This window comes from Paraburkholderia lycopersici, assembly GCF_900096975.1.
GTDB lineage: Bacteria > Pseudomonadota > Gammaproteobacteria > Burkholderiales > Burkholderiaceae > Paraburkholderia > Paraburkholderia lycopersici.
On the sequence record NZ_FMYQ01000025.1, the window covers coordinates 1 to 26,111 of the forward strand.

The 26,111-nt window shown below is 60.9% G+C and carries 27 protein-coding genes; 5 read left to right on the plus strand and 22 right to left on the minus strand.

Going from position 1 to position 26,111, the window contains the following annotated elements:
- The 13 genes from BLU17_RS23365 to BLU17_RS23415 all read right to left on the minus strand — a co-directional run.
- On the minus strand, positions 1 to 164 hold a 164-nt coding region (locus tag BLU17_RS23365), incomplete at its 3' end, for a type VI secretion system baseplate subunit TssG (protein ID WP_425434136.1).
- 148 nt (positions 165 to 312) lie between these two features.
- Positions 313 to 1,608 (minus strand): type VI secretion system protein TssL, long form, encoded by a 1,296-nt coding sequence (gene tssL, locus BLU17_RS23370; RefSeq protein ID WP_092002001.1) that lies wholly within the window; start codon positions 1,606 to 1,608, stop codon positions 313 to 315.
- Positions 1,609 to 1,701: 93 nt separating this feature from the next.
- Positions 1,702 to 1,956 (minus strand): PAAR domain-containing protein, encoded by a 255-nt coding sequence (locus BLU17_RS23375; RefSeq protein ID WP_092002004.1) that lies wholly within the window; start codon positions 1,954 to 1,956, stop codon positions 1,702 to 1,704.
- 49 nt (positions 1,957 to 2,005) lie between these two features.
- The gene (locus tag BLU17_RS23380) at positions 2,006 to 2,377 is read right to left on the minus strand and encodes an ankyrin repeat domain-containing protein (RefSeq protein WP_092002007.1); all 372 of its coding nucleotides are present in this window, start codon (positions 2,375 to 2,377) and stop codon (positions 2,006 to 2,008) included.
- A 124-nt stretch (positions 2,378 to 2,501) separates the two neighbouring features.
- Positions 2,502 to 2,966: a DUF6714 family protein gene (locus BLU17_RS23385; protein ID WP_092002010.1), complete on the minus strand. Its 465-nt coding sequence runs from the start codon at positions 2,964 to 2,966 to the stop codon at positions 2,502 to 2,504.
- Complete coding sequence (locus BLU17_RS33290; protein ID WP_176929178.1) at positions 2,963 to 3,205, minus strand: hypothetical protein; 243 nt, start codon at positions 3,203 to 3,205, stop codon at positions 2,963 to 2,965. Before BLU17_RS33290 ends, BLU17_RS23385 begins: the two co-directional genes overlap by 4 nt.
- Complete coding sequence (locus tag BLU17_RS34285) at positions 3,124 to 3,624, minus strand: RHS repeat-associated core domain-containing protein (RefSeq protein ID WP_342713857.1); 501 nt, start codon at positions 3,622 to 3,624, stop codon at positions 3,124 to 3,126. Before BLU17_RS34285 ends, BLU17_RS33290 begins: the two co-directional genes overlap by 82 nt.
- Positions 3,625 to 3,653: 29 nt before the next feature.
- Positions 3,654 to 3,896, minus strand: a complete 243-nt coding sequence (locus BLU17_RS32610; protein ID WP_143189326.1) for a hypothetical protein — start codon at positions 3,894 to 3,896, stop codon at positions 3,654 to 3,656.
- A gap of 8 nt (positions 3,897 to 3,904) precedes the next feature.
- Positions 3,905 to 4,543, minus strand: coding sequence for an RHS repeat-associated core domain-containing protein (locus BLU17_RS23395; protein WP_245746990.1), 639 nt, complete (start codon positions 4,541 to 4,543; stop codon positions 3,905 to 3,907).
- A gap of 18 nt (positions 4,544 to 4,561) precedes the next feature.
- Complete coding sequence (locus BLU17_RS33925) at positions 4,562 to 5,707, minus strand: Wadjet anti-phage system protein JetD domain-containing protein (RefSeq protein ID WP_245746991.1); 1,146 nt, start codon at positions 5,705 to 5,707, stop codon at positions 4,562 to 4,564.
- Positions 5,704 to 9,405 (minus strand): SbcC/MukB-like Walker B domain-containing protein, encoded by a 3,702-nt coding sequence (locus tag BLU17_RS23405; RefSeq protein WP_092002017.1) that lies wholly within the window; start codon positions 9,403 to 9,405, stop codon positions 5,704 to 5,706. The genes BLU17_RS33925 and BLU17_RS23405 overlap by 4 nt, the downstream gene beginning before the upstream one ends.
- On the minus strand, positions 9,402 to 10,073 hold the full coding sequence (locus BLU17_RS23410) for a DUF4194 domain-containing protein (protein ID WP_092002020.1): 672 nt from the start codon (positions 10,071 to 10,073) through the stop codon (positions 9,402 to 9,404). The genes BLU17_RS23405 and BLU17_RS23410 overlap by 4 nt, the downstream gene beginning before the upstream one ends.
- Positions 10,070 to 11,497: a Wadjet anti-phage system protein JetA family protein gene (locus BLU17_RS23415; RefSeq protein ID WP_092002023.1), complete on the minus strand. Its 1,428-nt coding sequence runs from the start codon at positions 11,495 to 11,497 to the stop codon at positions 10,070 to 10,072. The genes BLU17_RS23410 and BLU17_RS23415 overlap by 4 nt, the downstream gene beginning before the upstream one ends.
- A 523-nt stretch (positions 11,498 to 12,020) precedes the next feature.
- Between BLU17_RS23415 and BLU17_RS23425 the strand changes: the two genes are divergently transcribed.
- Genes BLU17_RS23425 through BLU17_RS23435 form a run of 3 tightly spaced genes read left to right on the plus strand, consistent with a single transcriptional unit; the run spans position 12,021 to position 16,137 of the window.
- Positions 12,021 to 12,221 (plus strand): ribbon-helix-helix domain-containing protein, encoded by a 201-nt coding sequence (locus BLU17_RS23425; RefSeq protein WP_060293093.1) that lies wholly within the window; start codon positions 12,021 to 12,023, stop codon positions 12,219 to 12,221.
- 14 nt (positions 12,222 to 12,235) lie between these two features.
- Complete coding sequence (locus BLU17_RS23430) at positions 12,236 to 14,890, plus strand: TrlF family AAA-like ATPase (protein ID WP_092002255.1); 2,655 nt, start codon at positions 12,236 to 12,238, stop codon at positions 14,888 to 14,890.
- Between the two features lie 2 nt (positions 14,891 to 14,892).
- Complete coding sequence (locus BLU17_RS23435) at positions 14,893 to 16,137, plus strand: RNA-binding domain-containing protein (protein WP_245746993.1); 1,245 nt, start codon at positions 14,893 to 14,895, stop codon at positions 16,135 to 16,137.
- A 319-nt stretch (positions 16,138 to 16,456) separates the two neighbouring features.
- Here the strand turns inward: BLU17_RS23435 and BLU17_RS23440 are convergent, their stop codons facing one another.
- The 6 genes from BLU17_RS23440 to ribA form a co-directional block, all read right to left on the minus strand.
- On the minus strand, positions 16,457 to 17,002 hold the full coding sequence (locus tag BLU17_RS23440; protein ID WP_245746994.1) for a DUF6880 family protein: 546 nt from the start codon (positions 17,000 to 17,002) through the stop codon (positions 16,457 to 16,459).
- Positions 17,003 to 17,112: 110 nt separating this feature from the next.
- A complete protein-coding gene (locus BLU17_RS34435; RefSeq protein ID WP_342713852.1) occupies positions 17,113 to 18,321 on the minus strand; it encodes a DEAD/DEAH box helicase family protein in 1,209 nt (402 codons plus the stop codon).
- 51 nt (positions 18,322 to 18,372) lie between these two features.
- Complete coding sequence (locus BLU17_RS34440; protein WP_342713853.1) at positions 18,373 to 18,663, minus strand: hypothetical protein; 291 nt, start codon at positions 18,661 to 18,663, stop codon at positions 18,373 to 18,375.
- Positions 18,664 to 18,687: 24 nt separating this feature from the next.
- Positions 18,688 to 19,476 carry a TOTE conflict system archaeo-eukaryotic primase domain-containing protein gene (locus tag BLU17_RS34445; RefSeq protein ID WP_342713854.1) on the minus strand — a complete coding sequence of 263 codons (789 nt, stop codon included), beginning with the start codon at positions 19,474 to 19,476 and terminating at the stop codon, positions 18,688 to 18,690.
- The gene (locus BLU17_RS33545) at positions 19,469 to 19,921 is read right to left on the minus strand and encodes a hypothetical protein (RefSeq protein WP_245746995.1); all 453 of its coding nucleotides are present in this window, start codon (positions 19,919 to 19,921) and stop codon (positions 19,469 to 19,471) included. Before BLU17_RS33545 ends, BLU17_RS34445 begins: the two co-directional genes overlap by 8 nt.
- 597 nt (positions 19,922 to 20,518) lie before the next feature.
- Complete coding sequence (ribA, locus tag BLU17_RS23455) at positions 20,519 to 21,166, minus strand: GTP cyclohydrolase II (protein WP_092002029.1); 648 nt, start codon at positions 21,164 to 21,166, stop codon at positions 20,519 to 20,521.
- Between the two features lie 280 nt (positions 21,167 to 21,446).
- Here ribA and BLU17_RS23460 point away from each other — a divergent pair, with 280 nt between their 5' ends.
- Positions 21,447 to 21,890, plus strand: coding sequence for a CBS domain-containing protein (locus tag BLU17_RS23460; protein WP_092002032.1), 444 nt, complete (start codon positions 21,447 to 21,449; stop codon positions 21,888 to 21,890).
- Between the two features lie 323 nt (positions 21,891 to 22,213).
- Here BLU17_RS23460 and BLU17_RS23465 read toward each other — a convergent pair whose 3' ends face one another.
- The gene (locus BLU17_RS23465) at positions 22,214 to 22,558 is read right to left on the minus strand and encodes a DUF4148 domain-containing protein (protein ID WP_092002035.1); all 345 of its coding nucleotides are present in this window, start codon (positions 22,556 to 22,558) and stop codon (positions 22,214 to 22,216) included.
- A gap of 183 nt (positions 22,559 to 22,741) precedes the next feature.
- Complete coding sequence (locus tag BLU17_RS23470) at positions 22,742 to 23,356, minus strand: DNA-3-methyladenine glycosylase (protein ID WP_245746996.1); 615 nt, start codon at positions 23,354 to 23,356, stop codon at positions 22,742 to 22,744.
- Positions 23,357 to 23,563: 207 nt separating this feature from the next.
- On the opposite strand from BLU17_RS23470, the gene BLU17_RS23475 reads away from it, so the two are divergent.
- On the plus strand, positions 23,564 to 23,956 hold the full coding sequence (locus BLU17_RS23475) for a thioredoxin domain-containing protein (protein ID WP_092002041.1): 393 nt from the start codon (positions 23,564 to 23,566) through the stop codon (positions 23,954 to 23,956).
- A gap of 18 nt (positions 23,957 to 23,974) precedes the next feature.
- Here BLU17_RS23475 and prpR read toward each other — a convergent pair whose 3' ends face one another.
- Positions 23,975 to 26,026: a propionate catabolism operon regulatory protein PrpR gene (gene prpR / locus BLU17_RS23480; protein ID WP_092002260.1), complete on the minus strand. Its 2,052-nt coding sequence runs from the start codon at positions 26,024 to 26,026 to the stop codon at positions 23,975 to 23,977.
- Between the last annotated feature and the right edge of the window lie 85 nt (positions 26,027 to 26,111).

The following is a 26,111-nucleotide window of genomic DNA, read 5'->3' on the forward strand; positions in this document are numbered from 1 at the left end:
TCGCTCGGTGCGAATATCAGGCTTGGCTTCTGGCCGAGACTAAAGGGTTCTGCCGACGGCAACTGCGCCTTGCCGATCGGATCAATGCGCGGATTCGCGCCGATGCGCCGCATCAGGCTCAGGAAACCGAAACGCCACGGCTGCTGTTGCAGCCGCTCGATCATGTCGGCCGACAACGACAGCAAGTCTTCGGGTAGAACCCCGATCGGCGAAACTTGTTCCATCAACTCACCTCGTAACCAGTGGCACGACAAGACCGTGCGCGAACTGCTGACTGTTGCCGTTCGGGGCGGAGTTTTGCGGGCTTCGCTGTCATGGCGTCACCAGAATTTCGACACGGCGGTTCTGCGCACGGCCCTGCGGTGTGCTGTTGTCTGCCACCGGATCAGCATCCCCCTTGCCGACAACTTCGAGACGGCTGGCTGACACGCCGTCGGATTGCAGCATCTGCATGACCTGTGTCGCGCGATCTTCGGAAAGTGCCTGATTCGACGCAAACTGGTTGCTGTGGATCGGTTGGTTGTCGGTATAGCCCTGCACCGTCACCTTGCCCGGCACCTTCGCGATCTCGCCCGCGATTTTTGCGATCAGCGGCCCCATCGACGGTTGCACCGAAGCCCCACCGGGCGCAAACATCGCGTCGCCGCGGAAGGTCACGGCACTGTGATGCGTATCCTCATCCACGCTGACCGTACCGGCTGCGATCTCATTCTCGAGCAACGTTTTCAGATGCAGGACAGGCGGTGCGGGCGGTGGCGTCATGCGCACGATGTCGCCGATCTGCTTCTGGATTTCCCCGGCTCGCGTCACCAGTTCGTATTTGTAGTAGCCCCACATCGCGAGCAGGACAAGCGACAGCAGAGTCACCGTGATCCATACCGGGAAGTCATAGAAGGAGGCACGCTTCGGACGCGCGGTGCTTTTCGCGTTGGGCGACAACGCGGCAGGCACCGGCTCGCGCCCCGCCATGACCTCGTTGTAGATGCGCTGGCGCACCGCCTCATGGCGGCGGTGGCCATCGCTGCCGTGGGCGTAGCGGCCAAGGAAGCCAAAACTAAGGATGCGGTAAATCACCTCAAGCAGGTCCCGGTGCTCGTTCGAACCCTGCATCAGTCTGCCGGTCAGCAGATAGACCTTGTCCCCGCCCTTGGTGTCTTCGTGAAAGATGGTGGCGAGTGCATTGCCAGCCCATGTGCCGACATTATTCTGGCCGCCATGATTCGAGAGCGCACGCATCGCGACCTCATCGAGTGCCGTACACAGGCAATAGCGCGCGGCGAGCGTGTGGTCGCGCCGGATACTGGCCTGCTCGCAGAGCCGCTGGAACGCCCGGACTTCTGTTGCGATCACGTTGCGCAACAGATCGCCGGTGAGCTGGTCCAGCTTTTCGGGCATGTCTGCGAGTGCTCTCAGCAACGGGCGGGCGGCTTCGAGCAACGGATTGCGGTCGAGCCGGATTTTTGCCAGCCACTCAGCATCTGGCTCCCCGGGCGGAACCGAAAAGGCCGGTTCAGACCGGGCAGGTTCACCGGGGGTGGGGTCCACTTTCGGAACGGGAGGGGGAAGCTTGCGCGGTTCCGCGCCGGGCTCTTGGGGAACGTCGTTCATTCAGATTTTCGTTTGGGTCGCATTCTGAGGCATACAATGCCGTTGCAATGTATGTGGTCAACGGCGTGGCCATGTCGGCGGGTGCGGACTAACTCACACGGTCGGGCCTGCGCCGGGCACGATGAGCGTCGCGCCACAACTGGTGCTGCTGCCATGATGGGCAACCTGTCGGCCGTTGATCGTGGGCATCGAGCCGGACGTAATCACACCGGTTCCGTGCATGGGGCACACGGTCTGATCGCCCACGCAGGCGGCGAAGCGGCCATCAATGACCGCTCCGGCAGCGCAGGAGACGACAGCGCCGCCGTGTGTGGTTGGAGTACCCAAGGTTGCTATAGATGTTGACATTTCAATTGGAAATGGGAGGAACGGTGAGCGTGAATCATTCAGCCACCAACTATCTCTTAAAGAGGCGAATTACCTCTTCACGACCACTGAGTTCTGCAACATCCATCGGCGTCTGATCAAACTCATTGCGCAAATCTGTTCTCGCTTTAAGTTTAAGTAATAGTTTCACAGCTTCAACCTGCCCCATCATGGCTGCCTGATGAAGCGGTGTATTACCGAGGTCGCCGATAATGTTGATGTCCGCGCCCGCACTCACTAGAAGTTGAATATCGGCAATCGCGCCCGTCCGAGCAGCCAGATGCAGCAACGTATCGTCAACTGCACCACGCTGGTTTGGATCGGTTATTTCAACTCCCAAAAACTCTGGGTGTCCTCGATATTTCTCGATCAGAGATGCCAACTGCCTAATTTTTTTGGACATTTCTGAGTGCACTTTCTGTTATGTTCGTCTTTTAAATTCTGGAGCCGGTTTTTCCAACCTGCAATTTTTTCGGTATGCCGTCGTACGGAGCGAAGTGCTGAGTGCTCCGCGTCGGAAAAGTCGATTAAAACTTCTCCCGAAGAAGCCTTGCGGCCTCTGCCGCCAGATCAGGATTCTGGTATCCCCATTCAATTCGGCTCATCTCATCGAGAAATTCTACGACAATGTCGCGCTGGTCCTTTGAGTACGTCCTCAGGATTTCTTCCCGCCAGTTGTCGGCTCCACCTGTTGCCACTCTGTGCAATTTGTAAACGAGAGAGTCTGGGATATTGTCTGCCTCGTTGTAGTCGCAAATTGCCAGCTTCACGAACAAAGGTAGAAAGAATACGAACGCTTCGGGTTCCATGAAAGAGAGGCAGGCGGACTCGTCGCACTCGTAGTCCTCCCTCAATTCCTTAAGTGTTGTCTCGAAGCGTTTCCTTCCTCGGAAAAAATCATCCACAGCACACGATTCGATCCCCGATCTGTTGGTGATCGCCTTACCCATGGGGAAGGGGTCATTGGAAAACAACGAAAAATCCAGGCTCATTTCAGCAATCCCTCACACTTCACAACATTCGCCCAAGCTTCAAGTGCTTCGTTGCGATGGTTAGCATCTCCGCCTGCAAAGCATTTTTTATTGATTAAATCTCTTGCCATGGCGCATTCACGATTGTTCTGTTGCATCTGCAATATTGTCGGCTGATTCATGTTGGCTTTACACGCCCTCGGCCGTTTGCATGCTCGGTTAACTTCGTCTTGAAGACTTCGCTGCTGCCCGGCGAGCAATTGCCTGGAGGTTGTAGCGTGTCTGCGATCGGGCTAACCTTGTTTCCGGCTTTGTCCGTAGATATGGAAGACGCCATCCAGACCATCACCCCGATACCTGCGGCTGCTCCCAGCACACCGCCGATAATCGTGCCAACTCCCGGGACAATGGAGCCTCCAGCAGCGCCTAATTCAGCGCCAGCAACAATCGCGGCCAACCCCACTGGGTCGATAGCCGTCGTGGGCCTGTTCTCCGCATAGGCATAGCTATTTGGCCCACCCAACAAGCCAATTGGATTCTGGTTAATGTAACGCCCTGCTTGCGGGTCATAGTACCGGAAACGGTTGTAGTGCAGCCCGCTCTCTTCATCGTAATACTGGCCCGGAAACCGGATCGGGTTGTCGATTTCGTGCTTCAGGTAGTGCCGTTCCTGCCATATGCACTCTGATCAGCCGCCCTCTGGTGAGGCTAGCGCCTTACTATAGTTTCATCCTCTGTTTCATAGTGAATTAATCCATATTTTTTAGTCTTTACCAATATCCCGCGTGAGGGAATGCCGTCAACCGTAGAGTCATCATTTGTGATCCAATCTTCATACCCGGATATACACAGCTTCCTGTCGAAATCGCAAACAACGGTCCCCTCAGCACCATCCTCAACAGAAACGGAATCTCCAATTTGAATCTCATACCCAGTTTTGGTGTATTTCATAGCCAATCTCAATTGACAAATTCTTCCACAGGAACCATGGCGCTGGTCAGTTGCCCAGGCTTGAGAACATATTTTTGCTTTGCCCAGAAACATTGACAGTTGTTTGGATTCTGGTTTGCCACGAATATATTGTGATGCGAGCCGTAGACTCCATGCTGCATCTCGTTGTCCGGAATGACGTCTAGCGGACGATATCCAACGGTCCCTCGCGCGACGATCCGTCCGGTCACCGTCTTGCAGGGGGGGCAGGCTTTCTTGTTTGATGGGCAATCGACTTTTGTTTCCGACGACTCAATCACCTTTGACGCGAACAACAACACGCCGAAACCAATCAATCCACCAACTATCGCCCCCGCCGCCGCGCCAATGGGACCGCCAATGCTTCCGATTTCAGCGCCAGTGCCTGCTCCCGCCGCGATGGTTGCAAGGCCGAGCGGGTCTATCGCACCGGCAGGCTGATTGTCCGCGTAAGTATAGCTATTTGGCCCACCCAACAAGCCAATTGGATCCTGGTTAATGTAACGCCCTGCTTGCGGATCGTAGTAGCGGATGAACCGCCGCGCACCGTCTTGTCGCGTGAACTCATCCAGATCGTCGCGCCACAAGCGGAAGCGCAAGGTCACTGAAGAAGTGGCCGACTTGACCACGATGGTGAGCTTGTGGCCCTACGGCATGAATAGTTCTTGGTCTACAAAACGGCGTGTCTCACCGAGCGCAGGCACGAGCTGGCCATCGGCGTACGCGCAACCGGTTTCCGCGAGGATCTTTTGCCCTTGCTTCTCGGCTGCTTCCGGCGAGTGCCCATGGCCCTCTCGAAGAACCTGCAACATGGCCGCATAACCAGTTTGCCACGCAGTCAGCCCGGAGAAACTGGCTCTCATGGCTGCGAGGATTCGCATACCAGCCCAGTCCAGGTCACCCCAAAAGTACGCCGGCCGCGTTTCTTTCCCGAAGAGCCAAGACTTGAATCCGTCACGCAGGTCGCGCGTGTCGCCGCCTTGATCAGAGAAAAACAGCGAGCATCCCTCGGGCGTACGCAGCCGCTGAGCGCTACCCTTAAAGCCGGATGCGAACGCCAAGGCCAGCCCCTCGAAGGCAGCGCTACCAGACCGCATCGCCCGGTCGTAGGTCGTCAGGTTTTCGATGAAGAGAACGCCGCGGAAGCCTGCTGGCGGTAGGAACACTTGAAGCTGCACCGGCGACTCCGGGAAAGGGCAGTCATCAAGCTCGAGCAGCGCGGCAACCAACGCCTGGCGCTTATCCAGAACCTTGGACATGCCCCAGAACAGCCGGGAGGAGACCTCGCGAAGAAGCAAGGGCTCGTGCTTCAACACCTGAAGTTCGTTCAGGCGGGCCACGACCTCGGACATCGCTCGGTCAGGCATGTCGATACAGAATTCACTGACCTGACGCTTGACCTCATTCGAGGCGGCCAAGTCAGCGAAGACAGCTTCCCGCCAGAGTTCCGCGGGGCTGCGGACCCGCTCTAGACGACCAACGGCCGCGCGCAGTGCGGGTTCGTCAAGAACGGTGACACGCGGGGCCCGGTCGTAGCCGGAGCGCTCCTTTGCAACGTCCTCAGGCTTGACAGCCAGCCAGCCCCAATGCACTAGCTCGCCAAATTGCTCCCAAAGCATCTCTTTGGTGGACTCGAACGGCGCCTCATAAAGAGCCGGCCAAGTTTTGGGGCCAAGAGCCACCGATTGTGCGCGCGTGCCTCGCTGGTCTGCGCTGTCGAGCCTGTCAACCAGCAGATTGAGCAGCCGCTGCATGTCGGCACCCTGCAGCCACAGAGGCGCTCGATCGATCACGGGACTGTCTCCATGGAACTGGCCGGCGCCGCATCGGCAAGGGCATCTGACAAGAACAAGTCGCCAGGTGAAGCCTGCGGGACTTCCGACGGCGCCGGCTCCTTCGCCTCGAATGCCAGCCTCGCTTGCTCCCGGACCTTCTCGCGGTGTGCCTCCCACATCTCACGCATACGGTCCTTTTTGAAGTGGCGCTCGTCGCACTCAATGATGAAGTCCAGCTCGCCATTCATCTCGTCGACGCCGGCCCTGCTGTAACTGAATTCACGATCGAACTCCGGTCTCAAGCCGCCCGCGCCGCGAGTTGGCATGGCGCTAATCAGTTGGAGGCCCAGGCTGTCGCGCAGATACCGAAGCACCGCTCGGGCGCGCAGCTCGTCCATTCGGGAGAACGATTCGTCGCTCACCAGCAGCTTCAGACTCGGCCCCTTGTCAAAAAGCTTCATCCGGTTCGTCACTACGGCGGCACGAACGATGTATGCCGGCGTCTCCAGCTGGCCGCCGGAGCCCGTTCCCCAGATGGACAGTGCGATGCGGCCACCGCTATCAGACTCATTCCAGATTTCGTAGCGGCGATAGTTCCGGTAATCCGCGATGCGCAACAGGTCTCGCTCGGCGCGCTCCTGGTCCTTGTCCAGAAGCAGCTTCACCAGCCGGTCGCGTACTGCCCGATGCTTGTCGCTCAGCGTTGTCTCTGCAAACAGGTCGACCGTGTCCGGTGAGTCAGCCAGCTCCGCCACGGCCTTGAAAAAACCGTAATAGTCTTCGAACTCTGGTTCCCACCTGGACCAGTCGATAGTAAAGCGGTCGGTGCCGAACTTGAGATTCTGGAGCTCTGCGTTCATTTGCCGCAAGGTCCGGATGCCGTCGTCGACCTTGGCTTTAATTTCGACGCAAAACTGTTTGGTAAAAACGTCGTGGAAGGACCGCTCTGCCTTTCCCACCTCATTGCGGTTGTTGTACAGTCCCACGCCCTCGAGGTCAGCGTGCATCGCGCCCACCGCGCGCCCGAGCTGCGCCAACGGGCCATAACAGGGGTCGAAGCCATCTCCTTCGTGCAGATAGGGTAGGTGCACTTGAAAGCGCTCCTCCGTCTTGGCTTTAATGTTGTGCTCGCTCAATTGTTCACGAACTTCGCCCACACGCAGAGCTGGAAGGCTGCCTAGCTGATCACGGCGAGTCGTCACCTCCGCCACCGTTGCGGCGGACAGCAGGCCCTCGACCTGTTCCGACATGACCGTGTAGGTGCGTTCGGGGTTCACTTCGCAGAGCTGTTTCAGTCTCCCTATCTGCCGTTGGAGCTCGCGCAGTCGCTCGTCGCGGCGGCCGGTAATGCCCTTGATTACCTCCTCAGACTTCTCTGTCCTCTCCTGTGCCAGGTGAATGGCCCGATGCGCGTCGTTGCGGTCCTGGTCGACGTCGCCGAGTTGCCGCTGCAACTCGGTCAAGCGGGTCCCCAGTTCGTTCACTTCGCGCAGGTCCAGCTGGTTCAGTGCACTCTGAGCCTGGTCAATCTCCCCCGCGTAATTGAGCAGGGGGTCGGGGTCGAAGTTGGGCTCGCGAACGGCTGACAGCAGTGACCTGACATCGGAGAGCGTCTTCTTGAGCGCCTGAAAGTCGGCCAAGCGGCCTTCTGCCTCATCCAGCTGAGCGGTCGTTCGTCGGAGCGCGTTCTCACGGGCCGCACGTCCAAATACCAACTCATAACGCTCAGTCACGAACATGGTGCGCGAACCACTGCCCTTCCCGTCCATCGTCAATCCGCGAGCAACGTCACGTAGCTGGTTAGATGTGTCGACCTTGATGACAGAGCCATACTGTTCGACGAGGTACGCCCGCGCGATGGGATGATTGGTGTGCAACTCGTGGATGATGGACTCACGTGGCACACGGCTCATGTCAGCCTTGTCCAGGCAACGCTTCCCCTGCACCACCTTCGCCTTCGAGCCCCATGTGTGCAGGAAGTCGATGGTCCTTGCCTCCCACTCGGGCTTGACAATGAGGTTGAAGCGGGCGTTGCCCATATAGCCTTCGATGGCCGGCTGCCACTTCTCGGACGCCGGCTCGACGAGATCGCACAGCACCAGCACCGATGCCTCGGGCAGCGTTTCCCGGATGCGGGCGACGGCCATTGCTGTCGGCGAGTCGTAGTTGCCGCCCCCGGATGCCAGCCGTGCCTTGGTGCTCGCCAGGTCTCGAACCGTTCTCTGCTCAGTCTCGATACGAGTGGTCAACGACGCTTCATCGGCGGCGATGGCCATAGAGACACTGTCCACAGGGCCTACTAAGGTCTTGAACACCTCAGCAAGTCCCTGGTTGAGCCCCTCGAACTGGCCGGAGAGTTCCAGGAGTTCGTCAGGTACGAACGACGGCGCCTGCAACACGCGGTGCACGGCGCGCACAAGATCCGCCAAGTGCTCGAGTTCGGTCTTTGCAAACGCCCTGGCAACAACCTCGACGGCCGGCAGGAGTCGGGTGAATTCCTTGGGCACCACCTTGCCCGCAAGCTGCCGAGCCACCTGGTCGAGATTCGCCGCGGACCGGAGTCCCTTGGCCAGCTCGTCCAGTACCTTGCGCGCGTTGCTCGTTGCGTTTCGCAGTTGAAGCTCCAGCCGCTCCTTGACACCGTGAGCCTCGATGCCTTGAAGGGTTGCAGTCAGCTGGACGCGGCTGCGGTCGAGGTTTTCCCATTGCCCGGTGAGCGTCCGGATGAGAGCGAGGTTGCGCGTCTCAATTTCGCCATCGGCGGCAATCTTCCGACGTTCTTCCGCCACCCGCGTTTCGTCATCGCGCAGATGAATCTTTGCCCAAAGGAGGTCGTACTGCACCTGCTGCTCGAAGGCCACGGCTGTTTCGTCAATGGCCCCCTTCAGCAGCTTCAGTCGGTTGACAGTAGCAGTCAGGCGCTCGCCTTCCTCCCGCAGACTGGTCACCTGGCGCATCAGCTCGCTGATGCGCGAGATGCTCTCCTGCAGCAGCTTGCCGTCGAATTCAAGGATGTCGTCGCGCACCAGATCATGCACCGAGCCGATGGGCTTGTAGGCAATGGACTGGCTCCACGCCTTGGCAGCGTTGGAGGTCTCATCCCACGTCACCGACGTGCGACCGCGGAACCGACCATACAAAGCGCAGAGATAATCCTTCTTGTGGCTACCGAATGAGGTGACCTTGCGGTAACGCGACTTCAACCGCTTGACCAGATCCTCGACCGCGACCCACTCGCTGTGACTAGCGTCCTTCAGGAAGTCGGCGACGCTCAGGGCTTCCTCATCAACGATGATGAGTTCCAGTCGTTCAAGGCGGGCGACCCGGCGTTCTCCCTGCCCATCCACCCGGGCGGCTGCGGCGACGACCGCGGTGAACAGCTTGGCCGTCGGCTCACCATCCTCAGGGCGAAAGATCGCGGCCACACAGCCGTGGGCGCCATCAGGACGCGAGAACAGACTGTACTCAGCACCACAGATGAACGACTCCAGCGTGCGCCGGGTCTTGCCGCGACGTTGAGTGCCGTGAGTCTCCTCCTGGCCCGGGTTGTAAGCCACGATGCCTTGATAGGACGCCGTCATCACGGTCTGCAAGCCGTCAAGCATGGTCGACTTGCCAGCGCCGGTGGGGCCGGTGAGCAACGTCATGTTGCCCAGCTCGTAGTCGCCGGGAGGCAACTGCCCCCAGTTGACGAGCACCAAGCGGTCCAGCTTCATTCCGCCTCCTCTCCGACAGTCGTCTCCTGCTCGACAATGCCATCCGTATCGAGCGCGGCGGTCATCGCATCATTGGAGACGATGCCCAAGATCGTGGGCCGGATGGCCAGAAGCGCGTCTTCGTCGGCGATGCTGAAGGTCGTCGAGTAACTCAGCAGCCGATGCTTGCGCAATTCTGCCAGCAACTGCATCTTTTCGGTGACGCCGTTCGGCAACGAACGCTTAAGTTGAGCCTGCAACGCCACCGCTAGATCCTCGAAGCTGATGAGCACTTCGCCCTGGGGCTGGATGTCACCTGAATTCAGCTTGTTCTGGTACAGGAAGCGCAGCGCCAAGGCTGCGGCGACGAAATCGGTCGAAACGCGAGCGCGCAGTGAAGGCACAGGCTCAAGCGTGTCCTCCGGCAGTCCGTCGACCACGGCGCCTGGAGCATAGAGACGGTAGAACTGATTCGTCGTGTCGTGGTGAAGCAGGAAGCCGGCGAGATCGAAGTAGTCTTCTAACAGTTGTTGGATGCGCCTGGCGTCGTCGTACAGCGCCTGCTCGGTGCGGTCCTCGTCGCGGACGATGACGCCATAGGAAAAAAGCCGAATGACCAGTTCCCGGAAGCGCTCCTGCTTCATGTTGATCAGCGCCAGTTGGTCGCGAATGACGGAGGACAAGTTCATTTTTTCAGTTCAATTTCGTAGTCACTGCCGGAATAAGCCGGATTATCTAGGCGCGTGGGCAGCCTGCGCACCAGGAAGTCATCACCACTGGCCCGCGCAGCTTCGACAGCCTGCATAGCCTTGAGCACATCTTCCGCGCTTTCGGCTGGAAGGGCTGAGAGCCTCACGGGATGCCGGAAGATGCGCAGGTCCGCGCGGAGGCCTTCGGCCACAAGTTCGTTCGGGAGTGAGAAAGCCTCTGCCTCTGCGCGTGCGAGAACGGCGGCGAGGCGTTCCTCTCGCGTAGTCCGCGGTCGAATGGTCACGGTGACAGCCTTACGGCGCTGCGTCGCGGTACGCAGCTTGAAGCTGGCCGGGTCGAGCAGCCGGACCTCAGCATTGGTGAGGTAAGCGCCGTAGTGCCGGAGAAGCCGGTCCTGCTCCTCCCTGTCTTCAGCCTGCGACACGCGCTGGATGCCCTGCAAATAGGCATGGCGGGTCTGACCTGCTCGCAGCATCAGCGATTGCATCGCCAACCCGTTGATGCGCTTCAGGTAGGTCTCCATCGCCTTGAGGAAGCCGGGCTGCTTGGTCTCACAGGCGGCGTCGACGATGGCCTCTATGCGACCGAGGAGCCACTCGTAGACCGAGGCACCGGTGTGCTCCTTCACTGCCCAGTGTGCAATGTCGTGAAGCTGCTCGTCCATTCGGCTGAACTTCGTGTCGTTTACCTGGCGAAGCCTGTCCAAGTTTTGGCGGATGGCCTGCCGGTTTAGCATCGCGTTGTCCGCGGTCAACTGCTTGGAGTACTCCCGCTGGAACCGGTCGAGGAACTCGACGAACTCGCCCCACTGGCGCTGCGCCGATGCCGCCTGCATCAGGTGGCGCACAAGCTCCTGGAAATAGTCGATGCCCTCAGTCAGGTCCTCGATGACCTTCTCGGCGTATTCATAAGCGTCGACCAGGTCATGGGCGTCACCGCGAGGCTGCAGGGCCGCTTCCAAGGCGTTTCGGCAACCGCGCATGTTTCGCTGCCGGCTTCGGCTCGGGCGGTCCAGCGTCCACAGCGCCTCGGCGAAGAGCTTGCCCGGGCGCGAGAACCGGAACGCCGTGACCAAGCCCTCTCGGTCGGCGAACTGTTCGAGCCAACCGTCGGTAAGCAGCGTCCTCATCACGAGGTTTGTCAGTTGCAGAGGCTCACCGTCAGCGATACTGAACTCGTCAGCTTCTGCTTCTGTGATCAATCTGTCGGGGTTATCTCGCACGACTGCCATGAGCAGCTCGCGCAGCGAATCTCGCGTCATCGTATGCGCGTAGTCAGCGGCCGGCCCGTGCAGGCGCTCGTACAGGGCACGAAGGCAAGCGACGACGAACTCCCTACGGGAGCTGTTCAGGGGCCGGAAGAAACGCTTGCGCTCAGCCTCGAAGAACGAGGGTTGACTCATGGAATGGTTGCCCCGGGGTATGGTGCCATGCCGGCCATGGCTGCTCAGCTCCCACTATGATAAAGCTCAATAGCCGCTGTCACGAACGGTAACTCCCGTTGGGTCCTATGTGGTCGCTGTCGAACACGAACATCTCGTCTGCCTCGATGATCTTGGCCCAGGCCTCGGTGAACCAAGGGTTAGTGCGGTGTCCCGACGCGAGGCATCTTGTTTCTTGATACTCGCCGCCATGCTCCATGTTGTACTGATTCAATAGCGAAAGAAGGTAGCTTTCCGTGACTCCGGGTTTGGCATGCTGGCGCATCTGGCCTATCGCGGGGCTCGATGCTCAATCTGCGGCGTTATCGGTTCTAGGCGGCCTCGCCATCGCGACTTTTGCCCGCCGGGTCAACGCAATGCATCCACAGTTTTGCTCCGGTCCCGCCGCGGCCCGACGCACCCATCTTCTCCTGCGATTCCAGCGCCCGGTGCAGCACATTTGCAGTAAAATTATGCGACCTGATGCAAGTTGCAGCAATCAAAAATGACCCGTCCAATCGACCCGGAAATCAAACGCGTGACCGTCACGCTGCCCAAACACCAACTCGATGCTCTGCAGGCGATTGCGCAGCAGGAGGATGTTAGCGTTGCATGGCTCGTGCGCAAGGCCGTGGATAAACTTCTGCGTCAGGGTCCGGCAGCCCCTTTGACCAACTACCGCTCGGAAGGCAAGGCGCGCCCATGAAAAACGAGGTTCTCATGCCTGCCCAGTACACGATGGCGCGATTCTGGCGCTGCGCCCTGCAGGTCAATCCGTCGGGCTACCAGGCACGATATCGCGGCAGCGACCACGGGCTGAGCGAAGCTGACTACAACCAGCAGTTGCTTGACCAGTGTTTCGCCCGGGGGATAAGGGTTGTCGGTCTCGCCGACCATGGCAACGTGGATGCTCTCGATGGTCTGCGAAACTTTCTCGAGCCGCAAGGCATCGTCGTCTTTCCCGGGTTCGAGATCGCCTCGAGCGAGAAGATCCACATGGTGTGCCTGTTCCCGGAGGGTACTACCCGGGATCAGCTTAACCGCTATCTGGGCAAGCTCGATCTCACCCAAGTGCAGGACACCGTGGCACCATCACGCAAGACTTGCCTAGATCTTGCCCAAACCATTTTTGATCTCGGTGGGTTCTGGTATGCCGCACATATGACGGGGAGTAACGGCCTGCTGCGGCTTAATCAGGACGGCGGAGGCCTGTCGCACGTTTGGAAAGACGAAATGCTGGTCAAGGCGGGACAAATACCGGGGCCGACCACTGACCTGCCTGTCAACTACCGCGACATCATCCTGAACCGGAACCCGGATTATCGCCGCGTACATCCCATCGCCGTGCTTAACGCGAAGGATGTCGCCAAACCGGAAGATCTCGCCGTCCCAGGCGCGACCTGCTGGATCAAGATGACGCGACCGGGCTTCGAAGGCTTCGTGACAGCATTCAAGGATCCCGAGTCACGCATCCGGCTCGGTCAGTTGCCCGAAGCTCACTACTCGCGAATTGAGCAGATCAATTTTCATGGGGGATACCTCGACGGCATCGCAATAGCCCTATCTGCGCACCTGAATACCGTGATCGGCGGTCGCGGAACCGGTAAGTCCACGCTGATCGAATGTCTGCGGTACGCGCTCGATCTGCCACCGCGTGCCGCCACGGCACGCCGGCAGCATGAGGACATTGTCAAGGCCAATCTCGGCGCAGGTGGTCGCATCGAACTGTCGATATGCTCGCACGCACAGAACGGTCGCGGATATCTCATCTCCCGCCGCTATGGAGAACCACCCGTCGTCAAGGATGACGATGGGCAGATGTCGACCCTGCAGCCGCATGACCTACTGCCCCGCATCGAGATCTACGGCCAGAACGAGATTTTCGAGCTCGCACGCGACCCTGCCAGCCAGACGGCGATTCTCAACCGCTTTATGCCCAGCGGCATTGCATTGACGGGCGAGCTTCACGCGGTCGGCAGGCGACTGGCAGAGAACCGGGAAAAACTGCTGGCAGCCGCCCGGCAGAAGGATGATCTGCAGGCCCAGGTCGCACGTCTGCCCAAACTCATGGAGCAGGTCCAGCAATTCCAGTCACTCGGACTCGAAGACAAGCTCGCGCTGGTGCCAAAACTTGAGCGCGAGCGGCAGCTTTCCCTGCGGGCAAGTGAAGAAATGGATCGCGTCGCAGAAGGTCTGTCCGTTCTCGAAGGTAACCTTCCAGACACTGCCTTCCTCAGCGAAAAGGCTCTGGAAGGAATGCCGCATGCGGACATACTCGGCCGGATTCGCCATGCACTTGATACCCTGCGAACGCAGATCGCACAGCAACTGGTGAATTTGCGCACACTCCATGGTGAAAGCAACGTAGCCATCAGGGCGCAGCAGACGGAACTCAATGCGCGGCTCGCCGAAGAGTCGGCGAGCCTCGAAAAGGTTTTTGCCAACCTGCCCGCCTTTGCTGGCAAACCAGGTCGCGATGTCGGGCGCGCCTATCAGGAACTGCTGCGCGAAATCGAAACTATCCGCCCGGGTGAAGCCCGCATGGCGACAGTCGACAGACTGCTGGAAGAACTCGAAGCCCAGCGACGTAACCTGCTGGACGAATTCGCCCAAGTGCGCGACAGACGTAGCGACGAACTACGCACCGCCGTCAAGAAGCTCAATCGCAAGCTTGATGGCAAACTACGGCTGAATCTCAAGATTGGTGGTCAGCGTCGGGCGCTGAAAGAACTGCTGCTGCAGCTACCCGGTCTCGGTGAAAAGAAGCTCGCTTGGATCGACCAGTCCAGTGATGAGCTGACCATCCCTGCCCTCGTAAAGGCCATCCGGGAAGGGGAATCCGCGCTCAAGACGTTGACCTACGACTGGGGCATGCAGAACTCAGTCGTCGAGGCCCTCGCGCGACTCGACCGTGGCCGCGTACTGGAACTCGAAGAGATCGACCTACAGGACAGAATCCTGATCGAACTGAATGTCGCCCATCAGGGCGAAATATTCAAGCCGCTGGATCAGCTATCCACGGGACAGCAATGCACGGCAATCCTGCACCTGCTGCTGCTCGACAACGATGATCCGCTCATCATGGACCAGCCCGAGGACAACCTGGACAATGCATTCATCGCCGAGCGAATCGTGACTCAGTTGAGGGAAGCCAAGACTGAGCGCCAGTTCCTCTTTGCCACCCACAATGCGAACATCCCCGTCTTCGGCGACGCAGAGTGGATCGGGATATTTTCGGCATCCGAGGCGCAGGCACAGATGTCCCCTGATGCGCAGGGTTCCATTGACGTCCCGCAGATCCGCGAGCGCGTGGCCAACATTCTGGAAGGCGGTCGCGAGGCATTCTCCCAGCGCAAAGAGAAATACGGATTTTAGGAATGACCATGCTCAAGACGGAATTGCTGGAGATTGTCGCCAACGGAGAGAATTCCGGCGTCGAATTTAAGCGCGACGACCTGCGCCCCGAAGCGCTTGCCCGTGAAATTGTCGCGATGGCAAACCTGCGCGGCGGCATGATCCTGCTGGGCGTAGATGATGACGGAACGATCTCCGGCATCCAGCGCGAGGACCTCGAAACCTGGGTCATGAATGCGGTGTTTGCACACGTGCATCCGATGCTGCTGCCCTTCTATGAAGTGGTGACCATGGACGACGGTCTTCGTGTCGGTGTCGTGTCCTTCACGATGGGCACAAGTAAACCCTATGTGCTTCGCCACAATAACCGGGAAGATATCTACATTCGCGTCGGCAGCACGTCCCGGCTCGCGGATCGTGAGACCCAAGCCCGCCTCTTTGCAACGGGCAGCCTCTTTCACAGCGAAACCTTGCCGGTATCCGGCGCCGCACTCGACGCACTCGATCGCGCGCGGCTCGAAGATTACCTCCTGACTTTTGCCGGTGACCGTGAATTACCGCAGACCGATGACGCGTGGCTGCAGCGCCTGGTAGGGCTCGGTTTCATGACCGACGTCGAGGGCCGTACACCGGTCTGCAGCATCGCCGGACTGGTGCTGTTCGGACGGTCACCGCGCCGTTTTCTGCGCCAGGCTGGCATCCGCTGGATGGTGTTCAATGGCATCGACAAGGGCTACCAGGCACTCGACGACACGCTGCTGGATGGTCCACTCGTCGGGCGGTTTGCACGCCGCGAAGGTGGCGGACTCGGCGAAGTCGTCGAAAACGGTCTGATAGAAGATCTGCTGGACCGTATGCAGGGTCAACCTCTCGTCAGTACCGAAGGGGAAGACCTGGGAGACGGGCTGCGGCGCGAGCGCATCTGGCACTACCCACCTGATGCGCTTCGCGAGGCGATTGTCAATGCACTCGCGCATCGCGACTGGACTCGCAATCTCGAAGTCGAGATCGTTGCCTACACCAATCGCCTGGAAGTACTCAGCCCGGGCGCCTTACAAAATTCGATGACCGTGGAAAAGATGCTTGCCGGACAACGCTCGCCCAGGAACACCACAATCGTCGGCGTACTGCGCGACTACGGCTACGTGGACGCGAGAGGTATGGGCGTGCGCAACAAGATCGTCCCGCTGGTGCGGGCCGCAGCCGGCATCGAACCCGCCTTCGAAGCAACGGAAGACCATGTGCTGGTGGTCTTGCCGCGTGCCTGAGTAGCCCCGACAGGCATTTTTTTACCCGTTGCCTACAAAATGTATGGCGGATACTGCGATCAAGCAAGCTCGTGCACGGGGCACGTTGGATTATGCTAACCCCGCCGCCGCAATTGAGATTGCCGCACGTCGAGCGCGTCCATCTCGCTGCTTGGGGCAGCCATCGATGCGACAATCGCCGATCGGTCTAGGTTACAGATGGGGAATCGAGTTCGCGTAAGGTGCGCCGCAAGGCATGGCCCCGCTCGCTGTTCGGGCTTCCGTGCGACTTGAGCGGCTCGTCCAGCAATCGCTGAAGCAAGTCCTTGATCTCGGAAACTTAGGCGGACGCACATGACTGAGCGGCAATAGCCCGAATCAGGGCACCATACTCTCCGTAATGGTTGGAACTCGTTGCAGCGACAGTTTTCTTCGCAAACACCTTGGGCTCGATATCTGCGTCGACGCTCATCTTGACCAGATCGGAGCAGGCCTGATCGAAAACGAGGCTGACTTCCCATCCCTCTTCCGTCGTGCGCTCAAATATAGTTCCGGCCAACGTGAAGAGTTGCCACATCAGATCCGGCGCAAGCTTCGGCGCAGCCGGGCAAACATTCGAGACAATGGCAACCCGCATGGCGTCGAGTTCCCGTGCAGATTCGCCGACCTGCTCTGCGTCGAGGAGCGACGTTTGTTCGCCTAATTCGCTGATCCATTGGTGAACGGCGTTGGGCATGCTTTCGCCTTTTTGCGCGGACAGTTCGAATTGCAAGCGACGCCGCATGCACGAATTCGTCATCGCCACCTCAGCCAGCAATGTCGCCAGGCGTTCTGGTCCGAGGGCTACCAGGCTGTTGACATTGATCGGATTCTCATCATTCGACATCGCTGCTCCTTCTGAATGAAAACCTCTGAGACCGCGATCGGCCGGAATAGTCCGCCCCTCCCCCCCGGTACACCGAATCCAATCGGCAAACCGCATCTCCATATCGACGATCATTCTCCGTTGGTCGAAGGACTGGTTATGCGATAGCCCATCGCCCTATAGCCTCGTTGCCGCTTATCCCACATCCGCAGCAGAACTGGGTAACCTGCGTCGACGAAATCGATAATGCGCACGTCGGTCTTATCCGCATGCTCGCGATGCAAGCGTCCAGCGTATTGCTGCAGGGTACCTTTCCACGAAACCGGCATTGCAAGTACTAAGGTGTCGAGCGGCGGATGGTCGAAACCTTCGCCGACCAGTTTACCTGTGGCCAGCAGAATGCGAGGCGCATCGGAGGGCAAGGCCTCCAAGTCGGTTATCAGCGCCGCTCGTTGCTTCTTGGACAGCCGACCATGCAACACAAACGGTGCAGGCACCACGCCTTCGAGCGCGCGAAAGATGGCGGCGATATGCTCGGTACGCTCGGTCAGCACAAGAACCTTACGACCACCTTTGACGGCCGCGCCGATCTCGGCGGCAATGGCCTCGGTTCGCGTCTGGTCGTTGGCGAGGTGCCGAAACACCTCTTGAATGCCTGCATCAGCCGGCAAATCGATGGAAGCAGACACCGAGCGAGGCACCACCTCCAAGTCGTGAGGCGCACCGGTCGGCTTGGCTGCTGTGTATCGGATCGGTCCGCATTGCATGAAAATAATCGGCTGCTGCCCGTCGCGGCGAATGGGCGTCGCGGTGAGGCCCAGCACGAACTTCGCCTTTGTTCGCTTCAGGATGGCATCGAACGACACGGCACCGACGTGGTGACACTCATCCACGATCACGTGCCCATAGTTCTCCACCAATGGCTTCACCTCGCCCTGCCGCGACACCGACTGCATTACCGCGATATCGATCACGCCCGTAGGTCTGGCCTTGCCGCCACCAATAGTGCCAACGACGCCTTTGCCGGCACCCAGGAATGCCTGCAGGCGCTCCTGCCATTGCTTGAGCAATTCAGCGCGATGCACAAGAACCAACGTATTCACACCCCGACGGGCGATCGTCGCAGCGGCCGTGACGGTCTTGCCAAACGCTGTCGGTGCGCAAAGCACACCGGTATCGTGGTTCAGCATTGCCGAGACTGCCGCCTCCTGATCGAGACGCAGCGCACCAGTGAAACTGACATCAATCGGCGTGCCGGCGAACCGTTCGTCGGTCAAATCGCAGCGGATGCCGTTACCTGCCAGCAATTCCGCGACGGCCCCGAAACAGCCACGCGGCAAACCGATGTGCTGCGGATAATTCTCGGCGCACCCAATGACGCGGGGCTTATCCTACACCGACATCCGCATCGCTTGCGCCCGATAGAACTCGGGGTTCGGAAAAGCCGCAAGCCTGATCAAGCGGTTGGCCAGAGACTGCGGCAACTGCGCCTTCTCGAAATAGACTTGGTTGGCGAGCGTCACCGTCAACGACTCCGGCATCTTCCCGGCCAGTTTCATCGTGGGCGTGCTGCTCCGATTCCACGGCGTGAGCAAGTCCTCATCGTCAATGAACGTGACATCCAACGGATGGGTACTTCCGATAGCTCGCAGAATTGTCGGCTCGATATCTTCAGGTGCCATCGGCTCGATCGAGGCGAGGAACGCCTATTGATCAGTATAGGGATGCAGATCGATATCGACGAATACACTGCATCCGCTCTCACGCGACCGTTTCTGCAACGGCAACGCGATCAGGTTGCCGAAGCCGCCCTTTGGCATCGTGTCCTGATTCGGGAACAAGCGATCATAGGACGAAAGCTGAAGCTGCCGAGTACGCGAGCAGGTGTGACTGATGACGGCCGACCCTAAGCGGCGCGCATCGCGGGCCGACACCTTGGCTGAGAAGAAGATCCACGCGTGCGCCCCTCGCCCTGAGCGCGAAATCTCAAACGCCACGGGCACGCCCAATTCATGGCAGGACAGCACGAACGCCCGCGCGTCGTCCCGCCACTCGGCCTCGTCGAAGTCCACTGCCAGAAAATGGCAGGTGTCATCCTCAAGCAAAGGATAAACGCCGACGGTGTGCCCGCCAGCAAGATGATCGTAGATGACCGCGTCGGAAAGCGGTATCAGGATGCGGTTGCCGCAATCGCCGCACTTGATGCGCGGCTTCACGCACACTCCAGCGCGCCACTCATTCGCACAAGCCGGCGTGTAGCCGGACTTGCCGGTGGTCTTGCTCTCCCATCGCACCGGATATACGTCGGTGCGGCCACGAAACAACTTGCGGAAGAGCGTCAGTTTTTCATCGGTGGACAAGCGCGAAAACTCCACCGTCTTGGGGAGGTTCACGGTTTGAGGTGGCAGACGCCATTCGATGCCGTGGGCATCCAGTAGCGCGATCAGACGAGCGTTCTCCGCTTGCAATGCCGCCAAGAGATCGCGGTCAGTCATCGACCTCATGCTCGGCAAGCAACTCGTCCATGGCGTCGCCGACGCCATACCCAAAGTTGTGGCTCATGCGACGGACTCCGTCCAACCGAGCAAGAAGTGGCGGTCGGCCGCCGTCAGGTAGTGCGCTGACGGCCTTTAGCGCCTGATCGAACATGCGAACAAGCGCGTCAAAGTAGCCCTCATCCTGCAAGCCGACGTCATCGCTGAAACCAGCGGCGCACTCACAGTAGAAAATCATCAGCTCCGCCAGCCCCTCGGGCTGGCCGATGGCTTTCTTGTAGTCAGAGATCGCCTTCTTAGCCTTGGCGACTGAGGTGTCCTGATTCTTGAACACATCCGGCCACAGCCAGCGATCGACCACGGCCTTGTAAGGCTTCAGCACATCGCCGCCCGGCGCGAACCGTGCATGGAGAAAAGCCTGGTTCTCCTTGCTGGCAGCGTACAAGTCCTGAATCAGTCCAAGCAGGCCTGAACGATCGAAGTCAGTGAGTTTCGACTTGACGTCAGTCCATGTCGGTTTGGCTTATTGGATGCGCTCAATACTCAAACTCTCTTGTGTAGGCTGGGTGCTGGCTCCGGACGGATTCTACTCGCAACGAATCGGACGTGAGTCCGTACAGCGTCGGTTGATCTCCAGTCCGCGGAATGCAATGAGCCCTTCGTCAACGAGCAGCGTCCTGGCGATGCGCGGAAGATAGCCGATCCGATTCTCGGCGTAGGTTTTTTGGAAAAAAGGAAACATGGCGTAGGTTTTTGTTCAACGAGGAAAAAACCTACGCCAGCGTCGTCCACAAAACATAGGAGCGTGGACGGAAATCCATCGCCCAAGCGCTTAGATCTGAGCAACGGACCCTTTCAAATCAATCGACTACGAACGACGAGCGCGCCGCTTTTCACGAAGCGGGCATTACTCTCGGTCATTATTGTAGGAATGGGAAACGCTCGTGCGTCCAGATCACCCACATTGAAGAAAATCGTTATAAATCAAACAACTACGGCGCAACATCCAAGCCCAGATGGACTGTTTCCATCCAAACCAACACTACTCGTTCTCTTCGAAGTAGTGCCCGAATTTCGCCTGCTTGGTCCGAATATACCGTTCGTTTTCCTCGCGCATGGGAATCGCGAGCGCAACGCGCTCGATTACGGGCAGACCGTGATGCCTGAGCGTGTCGAACTTCTTTGGATTGTTGCTCATCAGCCGCACCGACGAAACCTTCAGGAGCCGCAGGATCGCCGCCGCCGAATCGTATTCGCGCGCGTCGTCGGGCAGGCCCAGATCGAGGTTCGCCTCGACCGTGTCGCGGCCCTGTTGCTGCAACTGGTACGCGCGGATCTTGTTCGACAGGCCGATGCCGCGGCCTTCGTGGCCGCGCAGATAGAGCAGCACGCCGCGGCCCTCGGCCGCGATGTAGCGCAGGGCGAGGTCGAGCTGCTCGCCGCAGTCGCAGCGGTACGAGCCAAGCACGTCGCCGGTCAGGCATTCGGAGTGCAGACGCGTCAGTACGGGCTCGCCGCTTCCCACGTCGCCCATGACGAGCGCGAGATGCTCGGCGCCGCCGTCCTTCACCCGGTACACATAGGACTCGAACGTGCCGTAACGGGTCGGCAGCGTAGCGGTCGCGTCAAGCACGACGCATTCGTTGGCGTTATCGCCGTCCGCACAGGACGACTCAGGAAGCGTAGGCATGGTCTGGAGCAAAAGACTGGCAAATACCGGCGGGGGCCGGGTCGAAGTTCGGAACCGGAGTTTACCGCCATTTGGCCCGCCCCGCCGCCCGGCCGCTTCGAGCGTTCCCGCCGGCCATGTACCCGCCGCATACATGGTGCGACCCCGCGCATACCCCGACGACGCGCGGCACGTCATCCGCCTATACTGGAATAGCTTTCCAATGGCTTGCCGGGCAGCGCGCCCGGCAAGCCGCGCCGCGCAATGACTGGAAACCAGCAGGACGAGGAGGCGTCGCCCTATGACAAGCGTTGCACAGGTACTGAAATCGAAGCCGGAGCAGGTGGTCTATACGATCGAAGCCTCCGATTCCGTCTACAACGCAATTCGCCTGATGGCCGAAAAGCAGATCGGCGCGCTGCTCGTGACCGACGGTTCGGCGATCGCCGGGATCGTCACCGAGCGCGACTACGCGCGCAAGATCGTGCTGATGGACCGGTCGTCGAAAACGACCGCCGTGCGCGACATCATGAGCACGCACGTGCGCTTCGTCGAACCCGAGCAGACGACCTACGACTGCATGGCGCTCATGACCGAGCGCCGCATGCGCCACCTGCCCGTCATGGACGGCGGCAAGCTCGTGGGCATGGTGTCGATCGGCGACCTGGTGAAGGAAATCATCGCCGAGCAGAAGTTCACGATCGAGCAGCTCGAGCACTACATCACCGGCGGACCCGGCTCCTGACGCCGAACGAGGAATGCGAAAAAACGCCCAATCCCTACGGGGGGTTGGGCGAAGCCACCTTTCGGCGGCGGAGGTTCCACGCATGAAAATTCGCGCGTTGGGTTGCGCGGGGCGTGCGGCAAAAGCGGAAGTCGTATCCGCCTTCGCCTGAATCGGTCAGAACCTTGCCGGTGTGTTCCTGCCCCATGCGCCTGACTCCCGCTAACACGGACGCCAGCGCGATGGCCGTCTTGCGGCCGCCGGTTGCACGAATGCTAAACGGGGCACCGCAGTCACACTGCGCGCCCCGTTTAGCCTAGCCGCACTCCGCGCTCAATCGGCACTTAATTGCCGAAATACACCGACTGGGACGGGCGCACGGTGGGCGGCTGGCCGCCCGACTGCGCCGATCCCGCAGTCGCGGGGCCGTAGCCGCTCGTGTCGGCGGCCGGCGCCTGCGCGACGCCTTCTTGCTGGGTCACGCGTGCTTCGGCAGCCTGAATGTCGCTCGGATAGGTGGCATCGTCAGCCGTTGCGGGGTTGTAGCCGGCTTTTTCGAGCTGGATCAGTTCGGCCTTCACTTCGGCGCGGGTCTTCGGGCCATTGTTCTGGACCTGCGCGAACGACAGGGCCGGTGCCGCCGCCAACGCGGCGATCAACGCGGCTTGAATCAGGGTACGGGACTTCATGGTCATTACCTCCATCACTTGTTTTATGCCAGCGCCGGGTTTCGCATCGCCGGACCGATGATTTCAGTCTATTGAGACGAGAGACCAGGGGAAACCCTGAATTGGAGAAAATACAGTTTCAGCGGAGGCAACAATGCTTCGCGCATGGCGGCGGTGCGCCACAGAAACGCGCCGCGCGATTCCTCAGAGCGCGACGATGCCGCCGTCCAGCAGCTTGCGAGGCCCGCTCACGAAACGGCTGCCCAGTTCGTAGAAGCGCAGCGGCCGGTCCATTTCACGCGACAACCCGATTCGCGTCGTCACGCCCACCGGCCGCGCCGGTTCGTCCGCATACCCGATCCACAGCCCGTGTCCGAGGCACAGGTCGACGCCGTCGAACGCCGCGCCGATGCCGTAGGCCTGCGTGAGCCGGCCCGGACCGCGCGCGAGATCGCGCAGCGGAACGCCCGGGCGCTGCGCCGCCATCGCCGCGCGTCCTTCGAGCGGCTCGACGGCGCGAAACAGCACGCCCGCGCCCACGTCCAGGGCCTCGCTCGACATGTTGAGCATCCACGCGCTGCCATAGGTGAGACGCACGTACGCATGGCCGCGCTCGAGGAACATCGAAGTATTCCAGGCGCGCCGCCCAAGGTAGGCGTGGCTCGTGGAGTCGCCCACGGGATACGCCTCGACCTCGACGAGCCGCCCCGCCATGCGCCCTCGCGAGAGATCGCGCACGAGATACTTGCCGACCATGAAGCGCGCCAGCTCGGCGGTATCGAGCGGCAGGTCGTCGCGGCGCAGCGGCAGAATGGTCATCGAAGGGGTCTCGTGTTGGACTGGGTCGGCGTCGCGCCATGGCGAACCGGCGGAGTGTAGCGCCGCCACCGAACGCGCTGCGCATGGCTGCGCCCGCCTCGCGCATTGCGCTACCATCGTTCAATACCCGCGCGACAGGCTCGCGCCACCTCATGATCCGGTGCGCGTCGAGCGGCAGGCGGCGCGCTTTCACGAAGGAGCCGCACGATGAACGAACAAAGCGCGATTCAATTCCTCTCCAACGTCCGCAAGCCGCTGCTCACGCTTCACAAGGCGATTCTCGACCATGAGCGCGCCGGGTACGAACGCGAATTTGGGCCGGTCACACCGGCAGCATTCCTTCAAGTGCTCATCAACGGCTCGGGCTTTCGCTGGCTCATGCCGCTTTCCACGGTCATCGCCAACGTGGACGAAACGCTCGACGCGAAAAACGCCAGCGCAGAAGACCGCATCGGCGCCGTGCAGGGCGTGGCCGCGCTCTTTTCCGGCGAGGAATCGGCTGAGTTCTACGAGCGCTACCAGGCGTTGTTGCAGGCGAGCCCCGAGATTCTGCATCTGCATGGGACCGTCGCGCCGCTTCTCAACGCGCTGAAGAACTGACGAGCCGCGCGCGGCGCTTCAATCGCGCGGCGCTTTGCGCGGCGCGGTCGAAACGCCCGCTTCGCCCGCCGCCGCCTTGTTGCGGCTCGCCTTCGCGGCGGAAAGGCGCCGCCAAAGCGTCGTCTTGCTGATGCCGAGCATCTCGCACGCACGATCGCGGTCGCCGTGGCAAGCGTCGAGCGCGGCGCGGATTTCGTCGGCTTCCACGTTGAGGCTGCGCTCGCGCAGCGTCAACGCGCTTCCGGCCGCCGCGCCGTCGTCGCCCGCGTTGTCGCCCGTCCTCGCATGGCGCGGCTCGAACACCTCCGGCGCGATCGAGCGCAGCACCTCCGGTGTCAACACGTCGCTTTCCGAGTCCGCCAGCTCCACCACCATCCGCTCGACCACGTTTTGCAGCTCGCGCACGTTGCCGGGCCACGTGTGGCGCGCCAGCGCGCCGCTCAACAGCGCGAGCGCGCGCGCCGCGTCATCGGGCGTGCGGATGCGCACGGCCACGCGCGGCTCGCGGCGCGAGGCCTGGAACAGCAGTTCGCCGGCAAGCAGCGCGACGTCCGCGCCGCGTTCGCGCAGCGGCGGGATCGCGAGATTGAGGATGTTCAGGCGATAGAAGAGGTCGGCCCGGAACTCGCCCGCCTCGATCTGCTCGGTGAGCGCGCGGTGCGTGGCGGCGACCACGCGCACGTCCACGCGCGTCGGCTCCGTCGCGCCGAGGCGCACCACTTCGCGCTCCTGCAGCACGCGCAGCAAGCGGCTCTGCAACGGCAACGGCATCTCGCCGATTTCGTCGAGAAAGAGCGTGCCGCGGTGCGCAGCCTCGATGAGCCCCACCTTGCCGCCGCGCCGCGCGCCCGTGAACGCACCCTCCTCATAGCCGAACAGCTCGCTTTCGAGCAGCGCCTCCGGAAACGCGCCGCAATTGATGGCGACGAACGGGAAATCGCGCCGCGCGCTCTCGCGATGAATGCCCTGCGCCACCATCTCCTTGCCGGTGCCGCTTTCGCCGCGGATCAGCACGGTGGCGTCCGACTTCGCATAGCGCCGCGCAAGCTGGCGCACGCGCTCGATGCCGGGCGTTGCGCCGCTCAGATCGTCGAGGCGATAGCGCGCGACGAACTGCTGCGTGCGCTGGCGCGAGCGCAAGGTACGGTCGAGCCGCTCCACCGCGCGCGACTCCTGGAACGTGAGCACGGCGCCCGTCGTCACGCCGTTGTCGACGAGCGGTCCGCGATGCACGACATAGCTCACGCCGCGCACGGTTTCGAGCGATTCGCCGTCGGCTTCCGGTAACGAGAAGGCGATGTCGGGCGCGAGCGCCGCGAGAGACTGCCCGGCCGCCGCCGCGGGATCGATGCCGAGCACGGCCGCGAGACGCTGGTTGATCGCCTCCACGCGGCCACGGGCATCGAGCGCCACCACGCCGTCGCGCAGATGCTGGAGCACGCTGTCGAGGCGCTGGCGGCGCAGCGTTTCGCGCCATGTGGCCTGCACGAGTTCGAGCGCGTTGTCGAAGGCCGCGCGCACCGAAGGCCGCGAATAGACGAAGAACGGCACGAGCCCGAGACGCGCCGCGAGATCGTTGACGAGCCCGGGACCCACGACCGCGCCCACGCCACGGTCGCGCAGGTCGAGCACGCAGGCTTCCGCGTCCTGGACCGTGCGGTACTGGCCGAACACCACGTCGAGGCCATAGGCGCTCGCGAAGCGGCGCACCTCGACGGGCGTCTCACCATAGGTGACGAGCGCCACGAGGTCGGCTTCGCGCCGCGCGCGGGCGAGCGCCTGCATCACGTCGAAGCCGGTGGGCTGCAGGAGCACCACGGGCAAGTCGATGCGCGCCTTCAGGTAGGTGCCGTTCGAGCCTGCCGCCACGACCACGTCGGGCCGCTGGTTCGGCCCCGCGGCGGCGATTTCGGCCACCGCCTCCTCGAAACCGCGCGGCACCACGCGCAGATCCGCAAGTTCGTCGTATTCTCGGGCGATATCGCGAAAAAGGTCGCGCAGGCGGCTGATGCCCATCGCCCAGACACGCGGGCGCATTGCAGGAGAAGCGGGAGCGGGAAAACGGTTCATGATGTCCAACGATGCGGCCACGGCGCGGTAAAGGTACGGCCTGGTCGCGGCCTGAAAGCCGGACGTCAGCCCGATTCCGCATTAT

What these genes read in the sequence shown, in the direction of transcription:
- tssL (WP_092002001.1), bottom strand. Translation starts at nt 1,608, where the DNA reads ATGAACGACGTTCCCCAAGAGCCCGGCGCGGAACCGCGCAAGCTTCCC.
- BLU17_RS23375 (WP_092002004.1), bottom strand. Translation starts at nt 1,956, where the DNA reads ATGTCAACATCTATAGCAACCTTGGGTACTCCAACCACACACGGCGGC.
- BLU17_RS23380 (WP_092002007.1), bottom strand. Translation starts at nt 2,377, where the DNA reads ATGTCCAAAAAAATTAGGCAGTTGGCATCTCTGATCGAGAAATATCGA.
- BLU17_RS23385 (WP_092002010.1), bottom strand. Translation starts at nt 2,966, where the DNA reads ATGAGCCTGGATTTTTCGTTGTTTTCCAATGACCCCTTCCCCATGGGT.
- BLU17_RS32610 (WP_143189326.1), bottom strand. Translation starts at nt 3,896, where the DNA reads ATGAAATACACCAAAACTGGGTATGAGATTCAAATTGGAGATTCCGTT.
- BLU17_RS23405 (WP_092002017.1), bottom strand. Translation starts at nt 9,405, where the DNA reads ATGAAGCTGGACCGCTTGGTGCTCGTCAACTGGGGGCAGTTGCCTCCC.
- BLU17_RS23410 (WP_092002020.1), bottom strand. Translation starts at nt 10,073, where the DNA reads ATGAACTTGTCCTCCGTCATTCGCGACCAACTGGCGCTGATCAACATG.
- BLU17_RS23415 (WP_092002023.1), bottom strand. Translation starts at nt 11,497, where the DNA reads ATGAGTCAACCCTCGTTCTTCGAGGCTGAGCGCAAGCGTTTCTTCCGG.
- BLU17_RS23425 (WP_060293093.1), top strand. Translation starts at nt 12,021, where the DNA reads ATGACCCGTCCAATCGACCCGGAAATCAAACGCGTGACCGTCACGCTG.
- BLU17_RS23430 (WP_092002255.1), top strand. Translation starts at nt 12,236, where the DNA reads ATGCCTGCCCAGTACACGATGGCGCGATTCTGGCGCTGCGCCCTGCAG.
- BLU17_RS23435 (WP_245746993.1), top strand. Translation starts at nt 14,893, where the DNA reads ATGACCATGCTCAAGACGGAATTGCTGGAGATTGTCGCCAACGGAGAG.
- BLU17_RS23440 (WP_245746994.1), bottom strand. Translation starts at nt 17,002, where the DNA reads ATGTCGAATGATGAGAATCCGATCAATGTCAACAGCCTGGTAGCCCTC.
- BLU17_RS34440 (WP_342713853.1), bottom strand. Translation starts at nt 18,663, where the DNA reads ATGGCACCTGAAGATATCGAGCCGACAATTCTGCGAGCTATCGGAAGT.
- BLU17_RS34445 (WP_342713854.1), bottom strand. Translation starts at nt 19,476, where the DNA reads ATGACTGACCGCGATCTCTTGGCGGCATTGCAAGCGGAGAACGCTCGT.
- ribA (WP_092002029.1), bottom strand. Translation starts at nt 21,166, where the DNA reads ATGCCTACGCTTCCTGAGTCGTCCTGTGCGGACGGCGATAACGCCAAC.
- BLU17_RS23460 (WP_092002032.1), top strand. Translation starts at nt 21,447, where the DNA reads ATGACAAGCGTTGCACAGGTACTGAAATCGAAGCCGGAGCAGGTGGTC.
- BLU17_RS23465 (WP_092002035.1), bottom strand. Translation starts at nt 22,558, where the DNA reads ATGAAGTCCCGTACCCTGATTCAAGCCGCGTTGATCGCCGCGTTGGCG.
- BLU17_RS23470 (WP_245746996.1), bottom strand. Translation starts at nt 23,356, where the DNA reads ATGACCATTCTGCCGCTGCGCCGCGACGACCTGCCGCTCGATACCGCC.
- BLU17_RS23475 (WP_092002041.1), top strand. Translation starts at nt 23,564, where the DNA reads ATGAACGAACAAAGCGCGATTCAATTCCTCTCCAACGTCCGCAAGCCG.
- prpR (WP_092002260.1), bottom strand. Translation starts at nt 26,026, where the DNA reads ATGAACCGTTTTCCCGCTCCCGCTTCTCCTGCAATGCGCCCGCGTGTC.